Source organism: Nereida ignava (genome assembly GCF_001049735.1).
Taxonomy (GTDB): domain Bacteria; phylum Pseudomonadota; class Alphaproteobacteria; order Rhodobacterales; family Rhodobacteraceae; genus Nereida; species Nereida ignava.
This window is the reverse complement of sequence record NZ_CVPC01000016.1, coordinates 38,892-62,338: the sequence shown is the minus strand read 5'-3', so window position 1 is coordinate 62,338 and position 23,447 is coordinate 38,892. Positions and strand designations below refer to the sequence as shown.

At 64.3% G+C, this 23,447-nt stretch carries 30 protein-coding genes and 3 tRNA genes; 25 read left to right on the top strand and 8 right to left on the bottom strand.

Features of this window, described 5'->3' with window-relative positions; all coding sequences use genetic code 11:
• Positions 1–77: 77 nt before the first annotated feature.
• Together NIG5292_RS12025 and NIG5292_RS12020 are read left to right on the top strand one after the other, a co-directional pair.
• On the top strand, positions 78–1,340 hold the full coding sequence (locus NIG5292_RS12025; protein WP_048599792.1) for a site-specific DNA-methyltransferase: 1,263 nt from the start codon (positions 78–80) through the stop codon (positions 1,338–1,340).
• A complete protein-coding gene (locus NIG5292_RS12020; protein WP_370726551.1) occupies positions 1,340–1,546 on the top strand; it encodes a DUF7220 family protein in 207 nt (68 codons plus the stop codon). The genes NIG5292_RS12025 and NIG5292_RS12020 overlap by 1 nt, the downstream gene beginning before the upstream one ends.
• 9 nt (positions 1,547–1,555) lie before the next feature.
• Here NIG5292_RS12020 and NIG5292_RS12015 read toward each other — a convergent pair whose 3' ends face one another.
• From NIG5292_RS12015 to NIG5292_RS11995, 5 genes are all read right to left on the bottom strand, one after another.
• Positions 1,556–2,125 carry a DUF3489 domain-containing protein gene (locus NIG5292_RS12015; protein ID WP_048599790.1) on the bottom strand — a complete coding sequence of 190 codons (570 nt, stop codon included), beginning with the start codon at positions 2,123–2,125 and terminating at the stop codon, positions 1,556–1,558.
• Between the two features lie 35 nt (positions 2,126–2,160).
• Positions 2,161–2,562, bottom strand: a complete 402-nt coding sequence (locus NIG5292_RS12010; protein ID WP_048599789.1) for a hypothetical protein — start codon at positions 2,560–2,562, stop codon at positions 2,161–2,163.
• Between the two features lie 54 nt (positions 2,563–2,616).
• Complete coding sequence (locus NIG5292_RS14835) at positions 2,617–2,958, bottom strand: hypothetical protein (RefSeq protein WP_058124210.1); 342 nt, start codon at positions 2,956–2,958, stop codon at positions 2,617–2,619.
• A gap of 102 nt (positions 2,959–3,060) precedes the next feature.
• A complete protein-coding gene (locus NIG5292_RS12000) occupies positions 3,061–3,345 on the bottom strand; it encodes a hypothetical protein (RefSeq protein WP_048599787.1) in 285 nt (94 codons plus the stop codon).
• A gap of 10 nt (positions 3,346–3,355) precedes the next feature.
• The gene (locus NIG5292_RS11995) at positions 3,356–3,538 is read right to left on the bottom strand and encodes a hypothetical protein (RefSeq protein ID WP_048599786.1); all 183 of its coding nucleotides are present in this window, start codon (positions 3,536–3,538) and stop codon (positions 3,356–3,358) included.
• A 121-nt stretch (positions 3,539–3,659) separates the two neighbouring features.
• Here NIG5292_RS11995 and NIG5292_RS11990 point away from each other — a divergent pair, with 121 nt between their 5' ends.
• From NIG5292_RS11990 to NIG5292_RS11950, 9 genes are all read left to right on the top strand, one after another.
• Positions 3,660–4,214 (top strand): hypothetical protein, encoded by a 555-nt coding sequence (locus NIG5292_RS11990; RefSeq protein WP_048599785.1) that lies wholly within the window; start codon positions 3,660–3,662, stop codon positions 4,212–4,214.
• On the top strand, positions 4,180–6,201 hold the full coding sequence (locus NIG5292_RS11985; RefSeq protein ID WP_370726550.1) for a phage terminase large subunit family protein: 2,022 nt from the start codon (positions 4,180–4,182) through the stop codon (positions 6,199–6,201). Before NIG5292_RS11990 ends, NIG5292_RS11985 begins: the two co-directional genes overlap by 35 nt.
• A 3-nt stretch (positions 6,202–6,204) precedes the next feature.
• Entirely contained in the window at positions 6,205–6,414 is a 210-nt protein-coding gene (locus tag NIG5292_RS11980; protein ID WP_048599783.1) for a phage head-tail joining protein, read from the top strand.
• The gene (locus tag NIG5292_RS11975; protein ID WP_048599782.1) at positions 6,414–7,910 is read left to right on the top strand and encodes a phage portal protein; all 1,497 of its coding nucleotides are present in this window, start codon (positions 6,414–6,416) and stop codon (positions 7,908–7,910) included. The genes NIG5292_RS11980 and NIG5292_RS11975 overlap by 1 nt, the downstream gene beginning before the upstream one ends.
• The gene (locus NIG5292_RS11970; RefSeq protein WP_048599781.1) at positions 7,910–9,331 is read left to right on the top strand and encodes a S49 family peptidase; all 1,422 of its coding nucleotides are present in this window, start codon (positions 7,910–7,912) and stop codon (positions 9,329–9,331) included. The genes NIG5292_RS11975 and NIG5292_RS11970 overlap by 1 nt, the downstream gene beginning before the upstream one ends.
• A gap of 95 nt (positions 9,332–9,426) precedes the next feature.
• Positions 9,427–9,807 carry a head decoration protein gene (locus NIG5292_RS11965; protein ID WP_048599780.1) on the top strand — a complete coding sequence of 127 codons (381 nt, stop codon included), beginning with the start codon at positions 9,427–9,429 and terminating at the stop codon, positions 9,805–9,807.
• A 66-nt stretch (positions 9,808–9,873) separates the two neighbouring features.
• The gene (locus NIG5292_RS11960; RefSeq protein WP_048599779.1) at positions 9,874–10,896 is read left to right on the top strand and encodes a major capsid protein; all 1,023 of its coding nucleotides are present in this window, start codon (positions 9,874–9,876) and stop codon (positions 10,894–10,896) included.
• A gap of 12 nt (positions 10,897–10,908) precedes the next feature.
• The gene (locus NIG5292_RS11955; RefSeq protein ID WP_048599778.1) at positions 10,909–11,220 is read left to right on the top strand and encodes a head-tail joining protein; all 312 of its coding nucleotides are present in this window, start codon (positions 10,909–10,911) and stop codon (positions 11,218–11,220) included.
• Positions 11,217–11,849, top strand: a complete 633-nt coding sequence (locus tag NIG5292_RS11950; RefSeq protein WP_048599777.1) for a DUF6441 family protein — start codon at positions 11,217–11,219, stop codon at positions 11,847–11,849. Before NIG5292_RS11955 ends, NIG5292_RS11950 begins: the two co-directional genes overlap by 4 nt.
• A gap of 6 nt (positions 11,850–11,855) precedes the next feature.
• Here the strand turns inward: NIG5292_RS11950 and NIG5292_RS11945 are convergent.
• From NIG5292_RS11945 to NIG5292_RS11935, 3 genes are all read right to left on the bottom strand, one after another.
• A tRNA-Ser gene (locus NIG5292_RS11945) sits at positions 11,856–11,945 on the bottom strand.
• A gap of 3 nt (positions 11,946–11,948) precedes the next feature.
• Positions 11,949–12,032, bottom strand: a tRNA-Leu gene (locus NIG5292_RS11940).
• 2 nt (positions 12,033–12,034) lie between these two features.
• Positions 12,035–12,111: transfer RNA gene (locus NIG5292_RS11935), tRNA-Ile, on the bottom strand.
• Positions 12,112–12,154: 43 nt separating this feature from the next.
• On the opposite strand from NIG5292_RS11935, the gene NIG5292_RS11930 reads away from it, so the two are divergent.
• From NIG5292_RS11930 to NIG5292_RS11865, 14 genes are all read left to right on the top strand, one after another.
• Positions 12,155–12,580 (top strand): hypothetical protein, encoded by a 426-nt coding sequence (locus NIG5292_RS11930; protein ID WP_048599776.1) that lies wholly within the window; start codon positions 12,155–12,157, stop codon positions 12,578–12,580.
• Between the two features lie 25 nt (positions 12,581–12,605).
• Positions 12,606–13,547, top strand: coding sequence for a phage tail tube protein (locus NIG5292_RS11925; RefSeq protein ID WP_048599775.1), 942 nt, complete (start codon positions 12,606–12,608; stop codon positions 13,545–13,547).
• 2 nt (positions 13,548–13,549) lie between these two features.
• Positions 13,550–13,912: a phage-derived protein YdaY family protein gene (locus NIG5292_RS11920; protein ID WP_048599774.1), complete on the top strand. Its 363-nt coding sequence runs from the start codon at positions 13,550–13,552 to the stop codon at positions 13,910–13,912.
• A gap of 59 nt (positions 13,913–13,971) precedes the next feature.
• Positions 13,972–14,238 (top strand): DUF7697 family protein, encoded by a 267-nt coding sequence (locus NIG5292_RS11915; protein WP_048599773.1) that lies wholly within the window; start codon positions 13,972–13,974, stop codon positions 14,236–14,238.
• On the top strand, positions 14,231–16,669 hold the full coding sequence (locus NIG5292_RS11910; protein WP_048599772.1) for a phage tail tape measure C-terminal domain-containing protein: 2,439 nt from the start codon (positions 14,231–14,233) through the stop codon (positions 16,667–16,669). The genes NIG5292_RS11915 and NIG5292_RS11910 overlap by 8 nt, the downstream gene beginning before the upstream one ends.
• A 1-nt stretch (position 16,670) precedes the next feature.
• Complete coding sequence (locus NIG5292_RS11905) at positions 16,671–17,258, top strand: hypothetical protein (RefSeq protein ID WP_048599771.1); 588 nt, start codon at positions 16,671–16,673, stop codon at positions 17,256–17,258.
• On the top strand, positions 17,258–17,818 hold the full coding sequence (locus NIG5292_RS11900) for a hypothetical protein (protein ID WP_048599770.1): 561 nt from the start codon (positions 17,258–17,260) through the stop codon (positions 17,816–17,818). Before NIG5292_RS11905 ends, NIG5292_RS11900 begins: the two co-directional genes overlap by 1 nt.
• Positions 17,815–18,228 carry a DUF6950 family protein gene (locus NIG5292_RS11895; protein WP_233486484.1) on the top strand — a complete coding sequence of 138 codons (414 nt, stop codon included), beginning with the start codon at positions 17,815–17,817 and terminating at the stop codon, positions 18,226–18,228. Before NIG5292_RS11900 ends, NIG5292_RS11895 begins: the two co-directional genes overlap by 4 nt.
• Before the next feature lie 15 nt (positions 18,229–18,243).
• Positions 18,244–20,790 carry a phage tail protein gene (locus NIG5292_RS11890; protein WP_048599769.1) on the top strand — a complete coding sequence of 849 codons (2,547 nt, stop codon included), beginning with the start codon at positions 18,244–18,246 and terminating at the stop codon, positions 20,788–20,790.
• A gap of 102 nt (positions 20,791–20,892) precedes the next feature.
• Positions 20,893–21,549: a tail fiber domain-containing protein gene (locus tag NIG5292_RS14655; RefSeq protein WP_072936736.1), complete on the top strand. Its 657-nt coding sequence runs from the start codon at positions 20,893–20,895 to the stop codon at positions 21,547–21,549.
• Positions 21,546–21,857: a phage holin family protein gene (locus tag NIG5292_RS11880; protein ID WP_048599768.1), complete on the top strand. Its 312-nt coding sequence runs from the start codon at positions 21,546–21,548 to the stop codon at positions 21,855–21,857. The genes NIG5292_RS14655 and NIG5292_RS11880 overlap by 4 nt, the downstream gene beginning before the upstream one ends.
• 74 nt (positions 21,858–21,931) lie before the next feature.
• On the top strand, positions 21,932–22,864 hold the full coding sequence (locus NIG5292_RS11875) for a C40 family peptidase (protein WP_048599767.1): 933 nt from the start codon (positions 21,932–21,934) through the stop codon (positions 22,862–22,864).
• A complete protein-coding gene (locus NIG5292_RS11870; RefSeq protein ID WP_048599766.1) occupies positions 22,861–23,079 on the top strand; it encodes a hypothetical protein in 219 nt (72 codons plus the stop codon). Before NIG5292_RS11875 ends, NIG5292_RS11870 begins: the two co-directional genes overlap by 4 nt.
• A complete protein-coding gene (locus tag NIG5292_RS11865) occupies positions 23,076–23,333 on the top strand; it encodes a hypothetical protein (protein ID WP_048599765.1) in 258 nt (85 codons plus the stop codon). Before NIG5292_RS11870 ends, NIG5292_RS11865 begins: the two co-directional genes overlap by 4 nt.
• Positions 23,334–23,447: the final 114 nt, after the last annotated feature.

The following is a 23,447-nucleotide window of genomic DNA, read 5'->3' as shown; positions in this document are numbered from 1 at the left end:
CCGCGATCGCTGACACGCCCATGCATTTGGAGCTGGCTTCAGCATGCCTTGCCTGCAGCCAGTGAGCGTCCCGCCCCATGGATCTTGTCTTTGCACCGCGCCAGATCGAGCTCTGGCCGATCGAGAAGCTGCGCCCTTATGCCAAGAACGCGAAGATCCATGGTGAGGCCCAGGTTGCGAAGATTGCGGCCAGCATGGCGAAGTTCGGCTGGACCGTTCCCTGCTTGGTCGCGGACGACGGCGAGTTGATTGCGGGCCATGGGCGCGTGCTGGCAGCCGGCGCGCTGGGCCTGACCGAGGCCCCTGTCATCAGGCTTGGCCATCTAGATGAAGCGGAGCGTCGCGCCTACCGCATTGCCGATAACAAGCTGACCGAGCTTGGCGAATGGGACGAGGCGATGCTGCGCGACGAGATCGCAGGGCTCTTGGCGGAAGACTTCGACCTCGATCTGCTGGGCTTCTCGGATGAGGATCTGGATGCCCTACTGCAGGATCCAGAGACGGTGGGCGACGATGGGGCCGTAGAGGGCGAGGATGACATCCCGGAGCCGCCGGTTAACCCGGTGTCGGTGGCAGGCGACCTTTGGCAGCTTGGGTCGCACCGGCTGATCTGCGGTGACAGCACCAGCGCCGATGTGGTTGGACGCCTCCTGGGCAGCGTCAGACCGTTGCTGATGGTGACTGACCCACCCTACGGCGTGGAATACGACCCGTCCTGGCGCAACCAGGCAGGAGCTGCAAAAACCAAACGTACCGGCAAGGTGCTGAATGACGACCGCGCTGACTGGCGCGAGGCCTGGTCCCTCTTTCCCGGCGATGTGGCCTATATCTGGCATGGCGCACTTCATGCAGCGACTGTGGCCGACAGCCTGATCGCCGCGGGCTTCGCCATCCGCTCCCAGATCATCTGGGCAAAGGATCGGCTAGTGCTCAGCCGCGGCGATTACCACTGGCAGCACGAGCCCTGCTGGTATGCCGTGCGCGCCAAGGGCAAAGGCCACTGGGCCGGTGATCGCAAACAGACCACGCTCTGGCAAATCGCGAACAAGGACCAAGATGCCGAAACCGTACACGGCACGCAAAAACCGGTCGAATGCATGCGCCGCCCGATCCTGAACAACTCCAGCCCCGGCCAAGCAGTTTTCGAGCCCTTCATGGGATCCGGCACGACGCTCATTGCAGCGGAAACCACGGGGCGCATCTGTTACGGCGTCGAGCTGAACCCCGTTTACGTCGACGTCGCCATCGAGCGCTGGCAGGCCTTCACCGGCGAAGAGGCTGTTCTGGAAGACAGCGGCGAAAGTTTCGCGGCACTCAAATCCAAGAGGTTGGCCGCTTGATGCAGTCGCGGCGCCAATCGCTGATCGAAGCGATCACCAATGTCGTGGTGGGCTATGCGCTGGCGGTGCTGACGCAGATCGTGGTGTTTCCGTGGTTCGGGTTGAAAGTAAGCCTGAACGACAACCTCGCGATCGGCGCGATGTTCGTGATTATCTCGCTTCTGCGCAGCTATGCGCTGCGCCGGCTGTTCGAGCGCTGGCGATGACTGGCGGAATCAGGCCGCGTCCAATTTGTAAACAGTGCCACGCTCAGGGTGTTTCTCGGAAGTGATTGTCAGGCCAAGCTTCTTCTTGAGCGCACCAGAGATTGCACCTCTCGCCGTATGTGCTTGCCAAGATGTCGCTTCAACAATCTCGGTGATCGAGGCACCTTCGGGGCGCTGCAGCATTTCGATCAACATGGCCTGCTTGGTACCTTGCCGGATAGAGACCAGCTTAGGGCCTTCACTTGCGTCTGCGGCCACTTCTGTAGATTTAGCCGCCGGTCGAGCCTTGCGGATAGTGCTGACCGTGCTCGCGACAACCGGATCAATGCCGATGGCATCAAGTCCGGCCTCAGTTGCAATCAAGGTTGTGCCATGACCATCGCCGGTCTCACGCCAGAGCGGTTCGTGACGACGAAGATTGGCATCGACCTCTTCAAGCCAACCGCGCTCGATCATCTTGGTGACGGTCATCTTGGCCGCAGCCCCAGCCAGCCCGTCGGGCAGAGGCATAGCCAAATTGCCAGGGCGGGATGCAGCGCGGGTGAGAATAATGGTTTGTGTATCGGTGAGTTTGGGCATCGTTTGCGCCTTTTCAAAAGGTGTCGTGAAGCAGGTCAGTGGGCATCATCCATCGCGGCAGTGACCGCGAAGTGCTGCACCCAACCGGTTAGGTAAGGCAGCCCAGCAGGGATGCCGTGCTCACGCTCAGTCTGGCGGTCGATGCGCCAGCCCTGCCAGCGGCGGATCGCGGAGCCGATAGCAGCCTCGAGCCCAATACCGCCGCCGGTCATGTTGCCGACGACATCGTCGGCGAAATGCCGACCGATGCGGCTGTCCAGAAAGTCGCGGATGCCAATCATCTCGTCTTCGCTGTCGGCGTGGATGGCTTCGGCGATCAGGCGCGAGGCAAGGCTCCAGACCTCCGAGCTGCGGCGGTCGCGCTGTGGGCAGACGGTCAGGGTGCGGAAGAAGCCGTAATCTTCGTTGCGGCTGGGCAGGATGGGGTGCTTGGTCATGGTGGGATCCTTTTCATGGAGGGTGGCGGGGCGCTTGGCCCCGCCGGTGTACGATCAGGCGGCGCTGAGGGCTTCGAGCGTGGCAATGTGGCGGCGCAGCGTGGCGGCTTCCTCGCGCGCAGCGTCGGCCCAGAAAGCGGCGCGGGCGTCACAAGCAGCTGCAAGGCGCTCGGCATCTGCCTTCGTGAAGCGGTTGACCTTGTGGGCGCTGCCATGGCCCGTGCAGGTGGCGCGGTGTTTCTTGCCCTCAGGCGTCAGCGTGAAGGTCAGGGGTCCAAAGTCGTCGATCACGATCCAGTTGTGCGCGGCGATCATGGCGCAGGCGCTGGGCGCGAGGCGTGCTTCGATCTCTTCAGCGGCGGCGCGGAAGTTGGCGATCAGGGTGGAGGTGGTCATGGCATGGGCCTTTCAGGTGAGTTGCATCGTTTTGGTGCAATAACAATCGCTCTGAAGAGCCGATTAACGTAGCAAAATAGAAGCAATATCATTGCTTTATGATCAGGAACTGTTGCCTGTCGCATCGACCCATGCCTCGTCCTGCCAGACATAGAGATGGGACAGTTCGCAAGTTGGGCGCGGCAGGATGCGGGGCACTCGGGGCGGATCAAAACAGTCCAGCGCATCAGCCCGGACCTGCCGGATTTCGCGGGCGGCGAGGATGTCCTCAGGCGCCCACGCGGCTAGCGCGGGAAGCATGTGCTCGGGGTAGCCATCGTAATGGACATATACATGCGCCCACTCTTCGGGCCCGGTCTGGATAGCGATCTGTGCGCGGGTGCTCATAGGATCGCCCTCACTTCTGCTGCGCAATCAGGGCGAGGAGGACCGCCGCCATGCCGCCCAGGTATTCGCTGCGGCGGAACACGATCTCGTCGATGTGGCCGGCGTTGTCGATCGCGGGGTCAACCGCGAGATCGTCTGCCATGTGCGGCATCAGGCGTTTGGCTTGGGCGTTGTAGCGGGTGGCAAGGGTCATCTGTGTTTCTCCAATCAGGCAATTTGCTTGATGTGAGAATCGCTCGACACCGAAGTGTAATCAACTCAAATATACAGTTTTTTCTGTTTATTTTCAATGTTTTGAGGTCAATCCAACCGCCATGGAAGGTATGTCAGAACGCGCCTATGCCGAGCATGCCAGGATCTCCCGCGGGGCTGTTCAGAAGGCCCGCAAGACCGGTCGCCTAGTGCTCTTCGACGATGGCTCGATCAACGCCGCGGCCTCGGATGTGCGGCGCGGTTCAGCGACCGATCCGGATCAACAGATGCGCTCGCGGGGAGGGCTTGGCGCGAATGGTGAAGGGCCTGTAGTCTCAGGTCCCGGTGACAGCACATCCTATATCAAAGCACGTACGGCGCTGACCGTATATCAGGCGCAAGAGCGCCAGCTTTCGATCCAGAAGAAAAAGGGCGTGCTAATGGATCGCGCGCGGGCCGAGACCTTGGTGTTTCGTCTGGCCCGTCAGGAGCGGGATCTTTGGGTCACCTGGCCCACACGCGTGGCGGCCCTCATGGCCGCACAATTGTCCGCAGACATGGAGAAGGCATCCGGCAAGGCGGTGACGATCGAGACTGCGATCTTGCAGAGGGTGTTGGAAACCCATGTCCGAGAGCAGCTCGATGCCCTGGCCGACCTCAGGGTCTCGCTTGAATGATGAGGAGAACACATCTGATCTGACCGAGGGCCTCGATCTCGCCTTTGACGGCGCCGAGGATATCCTGCGTGCCTGGCGTCGAGGCATGCGGCCTGACCCTGACCTCACAGTCTCCGAATGGGCCGACAAGCATCGCAAGCTGTCCTCGCGCGCCTCTGCTGAACCAGGGCAATACCGAACAGCCCGCACGCCCTATTTGCGCGCCATTATGGATGCGCTGAGCCCCGGCCACCCAGCCCAGCGGATCAGCTTCATGAAGGCCGCCCAGGTCGGCGCAACGGAAGCTGGCAACAACTGGATCGGCTTTGTGATCCATCACGCGCCTGGCCCGATGCTGGCGGTGCTGCCCACAGTGGAAATGGCCAAGCGCACCTCACGGGGCCGCATCGATCCGCTTATCGAAGACAGCCCGGCGCTGAAGGAGCGCGTCCAGCCGGCGCGGTCTAGGGATGCGGGCAATTCGATGCTGTCGAAGGAGTTCCCAGGCGGCATTCTCGTGCTGACCGGTGCTAATTCGGCGACGGGCCTGCGGTCCATGCCGGCCCGATATGTGTTTCTGGATGAGGTCGATGCCTATCCGGCCTCCGCCGACGAGGAAGGCGATCCTGTGAGCCTCGCCGAGGCGCGGACTACGACCTTTGCGCATCGGCGTAAGGTGTTCATGGTCTCGACCCCGACCATCCGGGGGCTCTCGCGCATCGAGCGCGAGTTCGAGGCCAGTGATCAGCGGCGGTATTTCGTGCCGTGTCCGCATTGCGGCCATATGCAATGGCTGCAGTTCGAGCGGCTGCGCTGGGACAAGGGCCGGCCGGAAACAGCGGCCTATGCCTGCGAAGGGTGCGAGCGCCCTATCGCCGAGCACCACAAGACGCAGATGCTCGAGCGCGGCGAATGGCGGGCAACGGCGACCAGTTCCGACCCGAACGCAATCGGGTTTCACCTCTCGGCGCTTTATTCGCCGATCGGCTGGAAAAGCTGGGAGCAGATCGCACGCGACTGGCTGGCGGCCCAGGGTTCAGACGAGATGCTGCGTGCGGCGCGCAACACGCTCCTTGGCGAGACCTGGGTTGAAAGCGGGGACGCGCCGGAATGGCAGCGGCTGGCGGACCGCCGTGAGGCATTCGCCGCGCAGGTGCCCATGGGCGGGTTGTTCCTGACCGCCGGAGCCGATGTGCAGAAGGACCGGATAGAGGTCGATGTCTGGGCTTGGGGCCGTGGCCTCGAAAGCTGGCTCGTCGATCACATCGTCATTCCAGGCGGTCCTGGTGATCCGGCCTGCTGGCAAGCACTGACAGAACTGCTCGGTCAAACCTGGGTGCATGAGAACGGCGCGGTAATGCCTCTGGCCAAGCTGGCAATCGACACTGGGTATGAAACCTCTGCCGTCTACGCCTGGGCACGTGCGCAAGGCATTGCGCAAGTTGCACCTGTGAAAGGTTTGGAGGGGTTCAACCGCGCGACGCCCGTGTCGGGGCCAACCTTTGTCGATGCGACCGTCAATGGTCGGAAACTAAAGCGTGGGGCGCGGCTATGGACGGTGGCCACCGCCACCTTCAAGGCAGAGACCTATCGGTATCTGCGGCTAGAGCGGCTCTCTGATGAAGATCGTGCGCTGGGCATGACCAATCCGGCGGGTATGATCCACCTGCCGGACTGGGCAGACAGCGAATGGCTCAAGCAGCTCGTGGCAGAGCAGCTGGTCACAATCCGCAACCGGCGCGGCTACGCCCGCCAAGAATGGCAAAAGATGCGTGAGCGCAACGAGGCGCTGGACACACGGGTCTATGCCCGGGCGGCCGCGTGGATCCTCGGTGCCGACCGTTTCGACGAACGCATGTGGCGTCAGTTGGAGAAACAGGCCGGCGTGGAGACGGCTGTCCCAGCGCAGGGTGCCGAGCCCGATAAATCGACCGAACCGCAAGCGGGGCGGATCGCATCGCCCCGGCGGCGCGGCTGGAAGATCAGCACGCCAAAATACATGGAATGATGAATGACCCTCGACGAGCTAAAACTCCGCCACAGCGCGCTTTTGGCCGCGCGCTACAGCGGCACGCGGTCGGTCAGCTATGACGGCAAGACCGTAAACTACGGGACCGACGCCGAGCTTGCCGCGGCCATAGGCGATGTCGAACGGCGCATCGCCAAACTCGAGCGCGGCGCTGGGCGTGTGCTACGCCCCTTTGCTGTGAAAGACCTCTGATGAACTGGCGGCAGCGCCTCGGCGCCTTCATCGGCGGGTTTGATGCTGGACAGCAACATCGGCGACTGCGCGGGTTCCAAGCGACCCGCGCGCATGTGAATGCGCTGATCGCCGCCTCGGGGCCTGACATCACCGCTCGCGCCCGCTGGCTCGTGCGCAACAACGGCTATGCCGCGAATGCAGTCGAAAGCTGGGCGGCGAATACCGTGGGCGACGGGATCAAGCCGATCTCGAAACTCGCCGATGCCGCGCGGAAGGAAGAGCTGCAGCGGCTTTGGCTCGCCTGGACCGATGAGGCCGATGCCGAGGGCTTGACGGATTTCTACGGGCTACAGCGCCGGGCGGCGCGCGAGGTGTTTCTGGCGGGTGAGGTCTTTGTTCGTATCCGGCCGCGGCGGGTGGAGGACGGCCTCACGGTTCCGCTCCAACTGCAAATGCTGCCCTCGGAAATGCTGCCACTCCATGAAACCGGCGTGGCGCGCAACGGCAACGCGATCCGCCAAGGGATTGAGTTCGACCGGATTGGACGGCGCGTCGCCTATCACTTCTTCCGCCGTCATCCGGGCGACAGCACCGATCCTGTAATGTCTGGAGAAATTGTCCGCGTGCCCGCCTCGGAGGTGATCCACGTCATCGACCCAGTCGAGGGTGGTCAGCTGCGTGGCGTGTCGAAATTGGCCCCGGCGATCGTGAAGTTGTTCCTTTTGGATCAATACGACGACGCGGAGTTGGACCGGAAAAAGGTCGCCGCGATGTACGCGATGTTCGTGACCTCGCCCGCCCCGGAGAACCCGCTCGCCCCCTTGGACGATGAGGAGATGCCCGCAGGTGTCGAGATCAGCCCGGGCCAGATTGTGCGGCTCGATCCCGGCGAGGATGTCACTGTCGGCCAGCCCGCTGACAGCGGGGCGACGTATGAGCCCTTCCAATACCGGACGCTCCTGCAGATCTCGGCCGCGCTCGGGATCCCCTACCCCTACCTCGCCAATGACATGGTGAAGGGGAACTTCTCGAACTCGCGCCTTGCCCTAATCGAGTTCCGCCGTCGTGTCTCGGCCTGGCAGCATTCAGTCATGGTCTATCAGCTCTGTCGGCCGGTCTATGCGCGCTGGCTGGATCTAGCCGTGCTATCAGGCGCGCTGGCCCTGCCAGGCTATGAGGCCGAGCGCCCGCGCATGCTGGCCGCCGATTGGCTCCCCACGAAATGGGACTGGGTCGATCCGCTCAAAGACGCCAATGCCGAGATCGCCCAGATCGAGGCAGGGCTGAAATCTCGCACCCAGGCCATCGCCGAGCGTGGCTATGACGCCGAACAAGTCGACCGTGAAATCGCCGCTGAACGGGAACGCGAGCGAGCGCTGGGCCTCGACTTCCGCCGTCCGGGCTCGCCCGCGCAGGGCGTACAGGCCCTGCCGGCCGAGGGCGATGGGGCTGAGCCAAACAATGAGACCGATGACGCGGAAGACCGCCCACGCCCTGACGAGGACCAAGCCTGATGCTCCATGCCCGTATTGCCGCGCGCGCCTTCAATACGCCGCTGCTGGTGGAACCCTCCAAGGCCATGGCGTTTCTGTCAGGTCTCGGGCCACGCATCCTCGGGCGCCGGGTGGAACTTCCAGGACCGGATGACGAGAACGAAGGCGCGGCACCCCTGCCCGCCCGCGCCAGTATCCTCGCCGGAAACCTTAGCGAGCGTCTCCGCAATCACGGCGATGCCCCCTATCCAGTCGTTGACGGCATCGCGGTGATCGAGATTTCCGGCGTGCTTATCCACCGCGGTGGCTGGATCGGACAGTCCTCTGGCCAAACCAGTTACGAGGGAATTGCCGCGCAGATCGATGCGGCGGCGCGCGATCCATCCGTGCGCGCGGTGGCGCTTGAGATCGACAGCTTTGGCGGAGAGGTGGCGGGCGTCTTCGACCTGGCTGACCAGATCCGCGCCCTACGCCGTAACAAGCCCGTTTGGGCTTTCGTCGCCGAACATGCCTTCTCTGCAGGCTATGCGCTGGCCTCTCAGGCCGACCGCATCCTGCTGCCGCGCACCGGCGCCGTTGGCAGTATCGGCGTGGTGGTGATGCATGCCGATCTTAGCAGCCAGTTGGATCAGGACGGCGTTCGCGTCACGCTGATCCATTCAGGCCAGCACAAGGTCGATGGCAATCCCTACGAGCCGCTGCCCGAAGCGGTCCGCGATGACATCCAGCGCGAGATCGATGTTTTGCGGTTCCTCTTCGCCGAGACTGTCGCCGTGGGCCGCGCTGGGCGGCTGAGCCAGGACGCAGCGCTGGCGACCGAGGCTGCGACCTTCCGCGGGACGGATGCCATCGCCGCAGGCCTCGCCGATGAGGTGATCGACCTCACCCGTGGCTTTGCCCGCTTTCGCGAAAGCCTGTCTGCCCCATCACCTACCGCGCGGCTGCCCCGCGCCAGTCATCCCCGAGCAAAGGAGGCCGCCATGAGCGCCACAACTGACGCCACTGAGGCAAATACGGAAATCAGAGATGCCGAGGACACCGTGCTGGAGAGCGCGACTGAACAAGATGAGCAGGAAGCTGAACAAAGCGTGCAGGAAGAAGACCCCGCGCCCGTCGCAGCTGCCGCGCCTTTGCCCGCCCCGGCGGCTGCGCAACCCAGCAATCTGGCGGACCTGTCGGCGCAGCTTCGCGAGGCGGCAGCGGAGATCGCCGAGATCGCGGCGCAAGCAGGTCGCCTCGGCATCGCAATCGATGCCGCGAAGGCGCTGCGCGAGGGCACGGCCCCGGAAGCCCTCCGCAAACTGGTCCTTCAGCGCGCCTCTGCAGCCGCAGATGCACGCGACATCGTTGCCGCTCCACCCTCACCCGTTCTCCCCAAATCCGCAGAAAGCCCGATTGTGGCTGCCGCGAAGAAGGCTGCCTCGGCGGGCAGCAGGGGCTGAACCGCTCTCCCCAAAAGCTGCCGCCCACCTGATCCCCCGCCGCTCCTCCCCGGCGGGGGATTTCTTTTTGACCCTCACATCTTCGGAGATTGCCCATGTCCATGCTGACCCAACCGCCCACCATGGGCGATGTCCTCAAATACGAGCTGAACCCCAACTTCACCCGAGAGACCGTCACGCTGCTGGCCGGCACCAGCTACCCCGTTGGCGCTGTGCTGGGCCGCATCACCGCGAGCGGCAAGATGAAACTCAGCACCGCCACAGGCACCGACGGAGCTCAGAACGCGGCCGCTGTCCTGCTTTACGACGTGGATGCAACTGCGGCTGATGTAGCCGGCATCGCCGTCTTGCGCGGCCCAGCCATCGTCTCGAAAGCCGCGCTCGTGTTCGACGCCAGTGTCGATGACGCGGCCAAGACGGCGGCCAAGCACGCCCAGCTGGCAGCGCTCGGCATCATCCCGCGCGACGCTGCCTGATCAGGCGCATCGCCAGTTCTTCCCGTCGCGCTTTCGCGCGTCACCCCTTATTCCCCGGAGTTCCTCATGACCATCACGCGCAACCCGTTTGATGCGGGCGGCTATTCGCTCGCCGAGATGACGCAGGCCATCAACATCCTGCCCAACCTCTACACCCGCCTCGGCCAAATCGGCCTGTTTCGCTTTGAAGGCGTCACGCAACGTTCCATTGTCATCGAACAGCGCGAAGGTGTCCTCAGCCTCCTGCCCTCGGTCCCGCTGGGCGCGCCGGCCACTGTCGGCACCCGCGAGCAGCGCTCGATGCGCAGCTTCGCCCTGCCTTGGATCCCACATGACGATGTGATCCTGCCCGCCGATATCCAGGGCATGCCGGCGCTGGGCCTGTCAGACGCGGCTGATCCGCTGGTCGAAGTGATGAACCGCAAGCTGACGCTGATGCGCCGCAAGCATGCCCAGACCCGCGAATACATGGAGATGAACGCGCTCCGCGGCATCGTGAAGGATGGTGCGGGCACGACCCTCTACAACTACTTCACCGAGTTTGGGCTGGAGATGATCTCGGTCGATTTCGTCTTCGGCACGGCCGGCACCAATGTGCAAGGCAAGGTCCGTACGGTCCTGCGCGGGATCGAGGACAACCTCCTCGGCGAGACGATGACCACGGCGCATGCGCTTGTGAGCTCGGAGTTCTTCGACAAGCTGATCAGCCACCCCAAGACCGAAGAAGCCTACAAGTTCTTCTCGGCGACCGGCGGCCAGCCCCTGCGCGAAGACATGCGCCGGGCCTTCCCGTTCGCAGGCATCCTCTTCGAGGAATACAACGGCTCGGTCACCCTGTCGAATGGCACCTCGGAACGCCTGATCCCCGCGGGCGAAGGCATCGCCTTCCCGCTTGGCACCTTCGACACCTTCACCACCTATGGCGGGCCAGCCAACCTGCTCGAGACCGCCAACACCGTCGGCCTGCCGCTTTACGCGCGGCAGATGATGGACACCAAGGGGCGCTGGATCGATCTCATGACCGAGGCCTCGATCCTGCCGGTCAACAAGCGCCCGCGGCTGGCCATCCGGATCTTCAGCTCTAACTGAGGCCGCTGAGACATGACGGCCTTTGCCCTGGCCCTCGATCTGCTCTTCGCTGATCCGAACCTCGCCCACGAGGCCTGGCATCGTGACAGCGAAGGGCAGTTCACCCGCATCCGCATCATCATGCGGCGCAATGATGATGTGACCGCATTCGGGGCCGCGCGTCTGCTCTCAGAGACCATGCGCTTCGATGTGCGCGTCTCGGAGCTCCCCGCGCCTCGCCCCGATGAGCAGATCCTCATCGGTGACGAAACCTTCCTAATACAGGGCGAGCCGATCCGTGATCGGGAGCGCTTGATCTGGACAATCGAGGCAACGGCCGCGTGAAACTCGACCTCTCCGTGACCGGCGACATTGTCAACGCGATGCGCGCCGAAATTCTCGCTGGCGAAAAGGCCGTGACCACGGCCATGCGCGTTGCAGGCGCTGGTCTCAAATCCGACTGGCGCGCCCAGATCACGCGCGCGCGCCTCGGTCAGCGGCTCGCCAACACGATCAGGTCCAAAACCTATCCTGCGGCGGGCGAAAGCCTGGAAGCGGCCGCGCTCGTCTGGTCAAACGCACCCCAGATCATCGGGGCGCATGACACCGGACCATTGATCCGGTCAAAAGATGGGTTCTGGCTTGCCATCCCAACGCCTGCGGCCGGTAAGGGCAGCCGCGGCAAGGCGCTCACGCCCGGCGAATGGGAAAGGCGGCGCGGTCTGCCCCTGCGCTTTGTCTATCGGCGGAGAGGACCAAGTTTGCTCGTGGCCGACGGGCGGCTGAACAGTCGCGGGCTGGGCGTGGCCTCGCGCTCCAAGACTGGGCGTGGACAGAGCACTGTGCCGATCTTCCTGCTGGTACCACAGGTGAAACTCGCCAAACGGCTTTCGCTGGCGCGGGATGCTGAGCGGGCACAGGCGGCGATACCGGGGCTGATCGTGGCGAATTGGCTCGATGCACGGGCGTCATGAAAGGGCTGGCGGAAGCGGTGGGATTCGAACCCACGGTAGGCTCTCACCTACGCTGGTTTTCAAGACCAGAGCCTTAAACCACTCGGCCACACTTCCTTTTGGTGCCCCCTGCCGGACTCGAACCGGCACGCCCGAAGGCAAAAGATTTTAAGTCTTCAGCGTCTACCATTCCGCCAAGGGGGCTTTGGTAGGCCCGGCAGGACTTGAACCCGCAACCAAAGCGTTATGAGCGCTCTGCTCTAACCAATTGAGCTACAGGCCCGCTATCAGGCTAGATGCCGGATTCTGCGCTGGGAAACAAGTAAATGCCCACCACCCGCGAAACCATCCTGACCGCCCTGGCGGACCTGCTCAGGACGATCCCGCATGTGCCGGTTCTACGCGGAGAAGTTCTACCGGAACGCATCCCGCCTGCAGGTCTCATGATCCTGCGCGACGGCACCCCGGGCGAGCCAGGCGTGACGTTGTCGCCGCTGACCTATCATTTCCAGCATCGCGCCGAACTCGAGATGATCGTGCGATCAGCAACGGATCGGGACGCCCTTTTCGACGCGCTTGTCGCTCAGATCGGCGCGGTGATCACCGCCGATCGGACATTGAGGGGGTTGTGCGACTGGGTCGAGCCGGAGGCTGCTGAACCTGTCGATCTTCCGGTGGAGGGGGCCGCCTCTCTGAAAGCCGGGATCATTCCGATCACCCTTCACTACGCGACCAGTGACGCGCTGGGCTGAGCAGACCAATTCGAGGAGAAACACCATGGCACGAGCCCAAGGGGCGCGGGCGCAGATGGCGCTGGCGTTCGAAACGACCTATGGAACGCCGCCCGCGAGCGGCTACACCAAGATGCCATTTGCCAGCACGACGCTGGGGGCTGAGCAACCGCTGCAGACATCGGAACTGCTGGGCTACGGACGCGATCCGCAGGCCCCAATCAAGGATGCGGTGACGGCCGATGGCGATGTGGTCATCCCGATTGACGCCGAGGCCTTCGGCTTCTGGTTGAAGGCAGCATTTGGGGCACCCACTACCATAGGCGCCGACGCCCCCTATACCCACGAGTTCCGTTCCGGCAGTTGGGCGCTTCCATCATTCTCGGTCGAGACCGGCATGCCCGAGGTACCGCGCTTTGCCATGTATTCCGGCTGCATGGTGGATAGCCTAAACTGGCAGATGGCGCGTTCCGGGCTGCTGACTTCAACGGCCAGCATCGTGGCACAGGGCGAGGCCATCGCCACGACTACGGCGGCGGGAACGCCCGCCAATATCGCGCTGAAACGTTTCGGCCACTTCAACGGCTCGATCACACGGAACGGGGCAAATATCGGCAACGTTGTCTCCACCGACCTGACCTATGCCAACAACCTCGATCGCATCGAGACGATCCGTTCCGATGGAAAAATCGACGGTGCTGATCCGTCCATCGCGGCGCTGACCGGCAATGTCGTTGTCCGATTTGCGGACCAGACGCTCGTGACCCAGGCGATCAACGGCGAGGCCTGTGAGTTGGAGTTCTCCTACACGCTGCCAACGGGCGAGAGCCTGACCGTTACGGCCCACGCTGTTTACCTTCCACGCCCGCGGATCGAGATCTCGGGCCCGCAAGGTGTACAGGCCACCTTTGATTGGCAGGCGGCCAGCGATGCAGTGGTGGGTCGTATGTGCACCGTTACCCTGACCAACGACCGCGAGGTTTACTGACCATGCTGCGCTTGAACCTTTCGAATGAACCCCGCTGGCTCGACCTCGGCCATGGCGTGCGGCTGCTGGTGGAGCCGCTGACCACAGCCATCATGCTCGCCGCACGCAGCGATCCGGCGATTGTCGCAGCTGCCGCTGGAGCTGAAAGCAGCGATTCCAACGACGACCTCGCGCGCATCGTCGCCAAGGCCGTCGCGCGCATCGTAGTGAAGGATTGGGAGGGCGTCGGAGACGAGGACGGCGAGCCAATGGCTATCTCACATGACGGCATCGATGCCCTGCTGGAGCTTTGGCCGATCTTCGAGGCGTTTCAAACGAAATACATCGCGGGCGCGCTGATCCTGGATGCGGAAAAAAACGCCTGACCGCTCTCGCCGACTGGGAGTTCGGCGGGGGCGGTGACTATTGCGCGGTGTGCCCCTCTATGTGCGCGGAATGCCCACGGACCCAGCACAAACCTCTCACCCTGGAAGGCTGGCAGGTCTGGGATCTGGTCCAGCGCCTCGGCGGACAGGTGCGCGCCGTGGGGGGCATGAGCGGCGGCGCTGTCCTCGGCTGGGACATGGGCGCAGCCCTGCAACTCGGCGCAGCCCTCGGGCTCTCGCCCCTCATCATCGCGGAACTCTTGCCACCCATTGAGGCGGTGATGGTGCGCAAGACAAACGAAGAGATCGAACACCGACATGGCTGAGAAAAAAGTCTCCGTCCGCCTCTCCGCGACCGGCGGCCGCCAGGTGCGTGCCGAGCTGGAAGGTGTCGGCGAGGCGGGGGCGCGCGGCATGGGGCGTCTCTCGCACGAGATGGACCAGGCCAATGCGCGCATGGCGGCCTTCGCGCGTCGGGCCCGGATCGCTGCGACTGCTGCTGCCACGGCGCTCGCTGCTGCCGTCGTGTCGATGACCCGCTCGACCGTTGCGGCCGCCAACGAGATCGGCCAGCTCTCCCAGGTTGCCAATGCCAACCCCGAGGTGTTCCAGCGCTGGTCGGCGGCCTCGGCTACGGTGGGGATCGAACAGGAGAAGCTCGCGGATATCCTGAAGGACGTGAATGACCGGGTGGGTGATTTCCTGCAGACGGGCGGCGGCCCGATGGCAGATTTCTTCGAGAACATCGCGCCTCGGGTGGGGGTGACGGCCGACCAGTTCGCACGGCTCTCGGGGCCAGAGGCGCTGCAGCTCTATATCGACAGCCTCGAACGCGCGGGCGTCAGCCAACAGGAGATGACCTTTTATCTCGAGGCGATGGCCTCGGATGCGACCCGGCTGATCCCGCTGCTGCAAAACGGCGGGGCAGAGATGACCCGGCTCGGGGCACAGGCACAGGCGCTTGGCGCAGTGCTGGACGCGGATGCCATCGCTGCCATGCGCCGCTCGGAGCTCGCGCTGGTCAGCATCGGCCAGGTCTTCACCGGCGTTCGCAACCGGATTGCCGTGGCGCTCGCCCCGTCGCTGGAGGCAGTGGCCAATGCGTTTGTCGCCCTTGCGTCCAGCACCAGCCCGATCAGCCGGGCTTTTGACGCGGTGCTGAGCAACCTTGATCGGTTCGCGATCTACGCCGGGACCTTTGCCACCTTCCTCGCAGGCCGCTGGGTGGCCGCCATGGCGGTGGCCGCACTGTCGGTGCGGGGATTGGCAATGACGCTCGTCATCCTTCGCGGGGCGCTCATTCGCACCGGCATCGGTGCTCTCATCGTCGGGGCGGGCGAGCTGGTTTATTGGTTCACGCGGTTGGCCTCCGGCGCGGGCGGCTTCGGCGAGGCCATGGGCCTCTTGAAAGACGTCGCGGTCGAGGTCTGGGACCGGATCAAGATGGGGGCATCAAGCGCTGGGGCTGCGGCCACCGCCATGTTCTACGATCTGAAGGCCGATGCCGCTTCCGGCATGGCTGGGGCCATCGAGAGTGTCGTGGCTTTTGGCAACACCACAGCCAACGCCTTCGAGGGTGCCCTACTGGCTGTCCGCGAGATCTGGTCGCGTCTGCCAGACGTGATCGGGGATCTCGTCTTCTCGGCCGCCAACCGCATGCTCGATGGGATCGAGGCTATGCTGAACGGCGCCATCGCCCGGATCGATGCCTTTACGGGACGCATCCGCGATGCGCTTGCCGCAGTGGGCATCGAGACCACCTTTGGTCAGATCGGTGAAATCAATCTCGGTGACATCCCCAACCCCTTCGCAGGCGCCTCCGCAGATGCCGGAACGGCTGCGGCAGAGGCATTTCGCCGAGCCTTCGAGGACAACCCGCTCACGGCCCCTGACCTTGGTCTTGATGGGATTGCCGCCGAGGCGCTGGCCACTGCGAACACCTACCGTCAGGCGGCAACCGATCTCGCCAATGGCGCGACAGCCCCGCTCACATCCTGGGGCGCGCTTCGTGACGCCGTTGCGGGCACCGGCGAAGAAGGCGCGGCGGCGCTGGATGAGGCGACTGTCTCAGCAGATCGGCTGTCGGATGCCATGGGGCGCGCGGGAGGGGCTGCGGGCAGCGCCGGGGATCGGATCGCCACCGGTTGGCGTGCAGTCTCGGAGTCCCTTCAAGCCTATGCCGCAGATGCGCTGAACTGGGGCAAAGGCCTCGGTGAAACCCTGACCGGCGCTTTCAGTGGCGCGGAAAGCGCGTTCCGAAGCTTCGTCGAGACCGGCAAGTTCGACTTCAAGGGCCTCGTTCGCTCGATCCTGGCGGACCTTGCAGTTCTGTCCTTCAAGCGTGCGGTGCTGGGGCCCATCGCCTCGGCGCTCTCCGGCATCTTTGGCGGCGGGTCCGTTGCGGCGGCCGTCTCGCATGCGGGTGGTATTGTCGGACTGTCCGGACATAGCCGCTCGGTGCCAGCATTGGCCTTCGCTGCTGCGCCGCGGATGCACTCCGGCGGTTGGGCAGGTCTCCGCCCCGACGAAGTCCCGACGATCCTGCAGCGTGGGGAACGGGTGCTGAACCGCCGCGAGGCGGCGAGCTACGGCCGAGTCAGTGCTGACACAGGCGTGACCGTGAACATCGACGCGCGCGGGGCGCAGATGGGTGTGGCCGAGCAGATCGACGCGCGCCTTCGCGCTGCGATCCCGGAGATCGCCCGCATAGCGAAAGAAAGCGTGGCCGATGGGCGGCGGCGGGGTCAGGTGATCTGAGATGGCCATTCCTGTCTTGCCCCTGACGCTCGTGTCCTCGCTCGAGCGGCGCTTGGTGACATCTGTGGCCGAGGCGCGCTCGCCGTTCACCGGCACATCCCAGATCCAGGACTGGGGTGCGTCGTGGTGGGAATACCAGATCGAGATGGCGGTGACCCAAGGGGCTAAGGCCCGTCGGCTTTCTGCCTTCTTCACCGCCCTTGGTGGATTGCGCGGCCGGTTCCTCTTCCCCGATCCCTCGATCGAGGTGCCGGTGGCGGCGGGCAATCCTTACGTGACCGAGGCGCAAGCTGCGGGAGCCTCCACCCTGCGCACGGCTGGTTGGGGACTTGGCCTTCGCGCGGGGGATTTCTTCCAGTTGGGCGGAGATGCCACCACACGGCTTTATCAGCTAACGGCGGATGTGGTGCCCGTGGGCAGCGAGGCGACGCTCACCCTCGTGCCGCCGCTTCGGGCTTCCGTGCCGGTCGGCACGCTGCTCGGCCTCGATGCCCCGTCGGTTCTGTTGCGGCTGACGGCACCCGTCCCCTCGGTCATCGGCCGAGCGGATCAGCATCGCTTCACGATCTCGGCACGGGAGGCGCTCTGATGAGCCGCGATCTCACCGTCGCCTTCGCCACGGCATTGGCCGATCAAAGCCTCAGGCCCGTCATCTTCTTCGAGGGTCAGTTCGCCACGGGCTGGGTCCGGATCTGGTCGGGATTGGGAGAGGTCAGTTGGAACGGCCAGGCTTGGGCGGGGGCTGGGTCTTTGCTCGGGCTCGGGGCCATCGACGAAACCGGAGAGGTCGTGGCCGGCGGCACGGCCGTCTCGCTTTCCGGCGTGCCACTGGATCTCGTGCAGATGGCGATCGATGAAGCGCGTCAGGGCCTGCCGGGCAGGATCTGGCTGGGGCTTCTGGCCGAGGATGGCAGCATCATCGCCGATCCGGTTCAGGCCTTCTCGGGCCGGCTCGATGTGCCAGAAATCAAGGACGATGCCGATACCTGTACGATCACCATTAGCTATGAAAGCCGTCTGATCGATCTCACCGTGGCGCGGACCTGGCGCTACACCCATGAAAGCCAGCAGGTGCTGTTCCCGGGCGATCTCGGGTTCGAATACGTCACCGCGATCCAGGATCGCGAAATTACCTGGGGGCGCGGATGATGCTCCCCCGCGTTCACCACTGGGAACGCCTGCTTGCAGCAGCGATCGATACCGCCCGCGCGCGTCCTTTCGTTTGGGGCGTGCATGACTGCCCGACCTTTGCCTTCGAGACGCGCATGATCCTGACCGGCGGTGAGGATGTCGCGTCCCTCTGGCGCGGGCGCTACACCACAGCGCTCGGCGGCGAGCGGGTAATGCGCCGCTTGGGCTGGGCCTCGCTCGAGGAGATGGGTCGAGCTCTTTTGGGTGAGCCACGCTCGGCCGTTCTTTTGGCTGGGCGCGGCGATATCGTTTTGGCCGATACCGGCCTCGGCTTTGGCGTCTGTACCGGGGCCCAAGCGGTTGGCATGGCACCTGAAGGCCTCGTGACCGTACCGCTGCCCTCCTGCCGGCTTGCCTGGCCCATCTGAACCCGGACCCGTTTCATGCCCTTCATCGTGACAGCCGTCACCGCGATCGCGGGGGCGATCAGCGGCGTTTTGGCTGCAGGCGGGATTGGCGCAGCCCTTCTGCGCATCGGCGGCACGCTGCTTCTATCCTACGCGGCGCAGGCATTGATGCCGAAACCGCAGACAACGATGCAGCCGCGGACGGTCACGATCCGCGAGCCGGTGGTGCCGCGCGACCTCGTCTACGGCCGCACCCGCAAAGGTGGGGTGATCGTCTTCCTGCACTCCTCGGGGTCGGACAATAAGTTCCTCGATCTGGTCATCGTGCTGGCCACGCATCGGGTCAAATCGATTGGGGCCATCTATTTCGAAGGCGAAGTGGCGATAAATGCCGCCGGGACCGCGCAGGGCCGCTGGGCCGGAAAGGTTGTCGTCGAGAAGAAACTGGGCGCCGCCAATCAGACCGCATTCGCGGGCCTCAAGGCAGCGTTGCCGGACAAATGGACCGAGAACCACCGGCTGCGCGGCTGTGCCGCGATCCGGTTGCGCCTCACCTATGACCAGGACGCCTTCCCGGGCGGGATCCCGAACATCACGGTCGATCTCGAGGGTAAGGACGACATCTGGGACCCTCGAACACAAACGGCAGGTTACTCAGAAAACCCCGCCCTCTGCCTAGCAGATTACATGGCCAATCCGACTTGGGGCATTGGCGCGCGCATCGGCCAGCCCGACGGGATTGACGAGATGTCCTTGGTCGAGGCCGCGAACATCTGCGATGAGACCGTCCCGCTGGCCGGTGGTGGGTCTGAGCCGCGCTATGCCTGCAACGGCGTGATCACCCTCTCCGAGGTCCCGAAGACCATCATCGAGGGGATGCTGTCGTCCTTCGCCGGTCGCTGCGCTTTCTCGGGTGGATCCTGGCGTATCCACGCGGGCGCGTGGCGCGCGCCTGATGTGGCGCTCACCTCCGACCATGTCCGCGAGGGCGGGCTCACCCTTGCGACGCGTGTGACGATGTCGTCCAACTTCAACGGCGTGCGCGGGCAGTTCGTCAGTCCCGAAAACGACTGGCAGCCTGACGACTTCCCGGCCTATGCCTCGGATGTCTACCTCGCCGAGGATGGGGGCGAACAGAAATGGCGCGACATCTCGCTGCCGTTCACGATCTCGGCGTCTATGGCGCAGCGGCTGGCCAAGATTGAGCTCGAACGCGCGCGTCGGCAGATGACGGTGCGGCTGTCGGGCAAGCTCTCAGCCTGGGCAGCCACAGTGGGCGATGTGGTGACGCTCTCCTATGCCCGCTGGGGCTTTGCCGCCAAACCCTTCGAGGTGCATGGGGTGAGCCTCGATTTGACGGCATCGGGCGATGGCGCGCTGCTCCTCCCAGAGCTGGTCCTGCGCGAGACCTCGCCCTTGGTCTATGACTGGTCGGCATCCGAGCAGCAGATCTACGCCGCCGCCCCGCGCACGGCGCTGCCCAATGCGTATGACATCCCGGCCCCCGGCGCGCCGCAGGTCACCGAGGACCTCTATGTCACTCGAGACGGCGGCGGGCTGAAGGTTCTGGCACGCATTGCGTGGGAGGCAGCACCGTCTGGGTTTGTCGCGGCCTATCAGCTGCAGGGCAAACTTTCTGGCGGGGCCGACTGGATCGACTATGGCCGCACCGACGGAACTGCGCTTGAAATTCGCGACATCGCACCGGGGGCTTGGGCTTTCCGGGTAAAAGCGATCTCGGTTCTGGGCGTCTCCTCGCCCTGGCAGGAAACACAAGCCGAAATCCTCGGGCTCACCGCCCCTCCGGCCCAACTCGAGAATGTGACCCTGCAAACGGCAGGTGGCCTTGCGATCCTGAAGTGGACGCGTTCGGCCGATCCCGACGTCCGCGTGGGCGGCAACATCGTGATCCGGCACTCAAAGGAAGCGACGGCAACCTGGGCCGACAGCTATTCGATGGACCGGGTCTCGGGCGGCGAGGCCATCGCCGTCGTACCGCTGAAACCCGGCACGTATCTGGTGCGGGCTGAAGACAGCGGCGGGCGCGCTGGCCCCGAAACACGCGTCTCGACCAAGGGCGCGCAGGTGCTGGCCTTCTCGACCTTAGACTTCCTGCAGGCCGATCCCGGCTTTGTCGGTCCAAAATCTGGGCTACAGGTTACGGGTTCGACCCTGACGCTCGCTACAGCGACGGCAAATGGCGTGACGCAGGTCAGCACGATGGAGGGGCAATACGGCTTTGCCGCCGGGCTCGATCTCGGCGCGGTGAAACGTGTCCGCCTCCGATCCGAAATCGGCGTGGCGGCGCTCGCGCTCAATGACCGGATCGATGCGCGAACGGCACTCATGGACACATGGGCCGACTTTGACGGATCGGCTGGGGCAGAGATCGACGTGCTATTCGAGATCCGCGAGACCGATGACGATCCAGCGGGTGCCCCCGTTTGGGGTCCTTGGGGTCGCCTAGACAACCACGAAATCGAGGCCCGCGCGGTGGAAGCGCGGGCGCATCTCACGACGAAGGACGCGTCCTACACGCCCATCGTCAGCCAATTACGGCTCTATGCCGATGAGGTCGCGTGAACGCGCTTTGCGCCCCTCAGGCACACGCATTCGCTGCCTCTCGGCTGCGCTTTGAGCGCGAATGCCTGCACGCCTTTTTGATTGAGAACGGAAAACGCTGAAATGCCCCAGACATCCAGCTTTGTGATCGCGAACGACGCGGGCGCAGCCGTTCGGGCGCGGATCAACGAGGTGATCGCCGCCCTGCAATCGACGAGCGCAGGGGCCTCGGCGCCAACAGCGACGACGGCAGGTATGCTCTGGGTCGACACCTCGGTCTCTCCGCCGGTTCTGCGCCGCCGGAACGCCACGAACACGGGCTGGGATGCGTTGCTGGATGCGGCAGGCAATCTGGCGGGGCTCGCGAACACGGCCGTAGCTCGCACCAACCTTGGGCTCGGCACAATGGCCACGAAATCCGCAGCCGATTATGACGCGGCGATCGCGGCAAAAGCGGCACTGTCCGGAGCAACCTTCACCGGCGTCGTCACGGCCCCGAACTTTGTCTCCTCGTCAGATGCGCGGTTGAAGTCCGAGATCGAGACCATCGCCGATGCGCTGGCTCTGGTCTCCGCCATGCGCGGGGTGCGCTTCACCATGGATGGAAGCCGCCAGATCGGCGTCATCGCTCAGGAGGTCGAGACCGTGCTGCCCGAAGTCGTCAGAGACAACGAGGCGGGCCAGCTCTCCGTCGCCTACGGCAATATCACCGGCCTTTTGATCGAGGCCGTCAAGGAACTGGCCGCCCGTGTGGCGGCGCTTGAGGAGGCACGCCCATGAATGACGGTGGGTTCATCGACATGATCAACTCGTTCTTCGGCGGGGCGGTTACCACGCTGATTGGTGCCTTCACCGGACGGCTGATGTGGCATTCGGGGGAGGTAAAGCTCGGCAACCGCCGCTTCTTCGGCAAGGAACTCCTCTGGGAAATCCCCGTCGCCGTCGGCATGGCGCTGATCGGGGAGGCGGCGGCGCGTTACATCGGCCTATCACAGCCGGTCTCGACCGGGTTCGTGGCAACTCTCGCTTATCTGGGCCCGCGTGGGGCGGAAGCTCTGCTGGCGGCCTGGCTCTGCCGCAAGAAATAACCCGCCCACCACTTACGGAAATCCTACGCGCCGCCCCGTCTGGGGCGGCGTTTTGCATTGCATGGGAGAGAACCATGACACCATTCGACATCGCCCGCAGCTACATCGGCACAACCGAGGGGCCGGGGCCCGCCGACAATCCCGTCATCATGGAGATGTATGCCTCGGTGGGGCACGACTGGGTCGAACACGACTCTGTGGCCTGGTGCGCGGCCTTCGTCGGACATTGCCTCGAGAAGGCCGGGATCAAATCCACCCGCAAGCTGACGGCGCGCTCCTATCTCGACTGGGGCATCCCGATCGAGGTGGCAGACGCCCAGCAGGGCGACATCGGTGTGATCCCGCGCGGCTCCTCCAGCTGGCAGGGCCATGTGTTCTTTATCGACCGGATCGAGGGCGCTTGGGTTTGGGGCCTTGGCGGCAACCAGGACGACGCCGTCAATGTGAAGCGCTACCCGGTCTCAAAGCTCCTCGGGGTACGGCGCGCGGGCAATGTCGCGCCAAGCGTGACGATGTCCGTCGAGGAGGTGCAAGGACGTCTAAAGGAACTCGGCTATCACGAGGTGGGTCAGATCGATGGAAAGATCGGGCCGCGCACCCGCGCTGCCATCCTGGCCTTTCGGCAGGACAACGACCTGGCCCTCGTGCCCATCATCGACGTTGCGCTGACCGAAGCGCTGGAAGATGCCACGCCTCGGGAGATCACACCCGATAGGGCTTCTGGTGCGCCCGCGGAAAGCCGGATCGTAACAGCCTCCAATGCGCAGATCGGTCTCGGTGTCATTGGTGCAGCGGGCTCGATCGGCAGTCAGATTGCCCCTGCGCTTATGGAGGCAGAAGAGGTCCGAGACATGGCCGGGCGCGTCTTGACGCTAATCGGGCTGGAGAACGCGCTTTCCAATGTCCTGCCATGGATCGGCGCGGCGGTGTTCATTGGCGTGGTGATCTATGCCCTACGCGCCAAGGCGGCCCGGATCGACGACCATCGCACGGGGAAAACGCCATGACCTGGGTCTTGATCGTTGTCTCCTGCATCGCGGGCGACAGCCTGCCTGACTGCGGCAGTGGGATCAGCCCAGTTCGCTTTCCTGACTTTATCGCCTGCGAAGATGCCGCTGTCCGTACGTATGAACACATGCGGGCCGGCGCCGATGCGCGCGGGCAAACCGTGCTGCTGCTCGATACGCGCTGTTTGGCCCTCTCACCGGGGGCACCCGCATGATTGCCATCCTGACCACGCTGTTCTCCGGCCTTGGTCGACGCTTTGCCTATTGGGGCGCGATTGTTGCGGCAGTTGGCGTCGCCATCTGGCTCCTGATCCGCCAGGGCAAGCACGCCGCAGAGGCCGACCTCGCCATCCGCCGCGCCGATGCCCGTGTCCGCGCGCTGCAAAAGTCCAAGGACATCCGTCATGACCTTCAAAACACTGATCGTACTGATCTTGAGCGTCGGGCTGACCGCTGGATGCGCGATTGACCCGCGAGTTTTGCGGGACGATTGCGATTGGGCCGAGCCTATTCGCCCCTCGCGCCAGGACCTGATGAGCGACGGCACTCTGGCCCAGATCGTTGCCCATAACGAAGTCGGCGC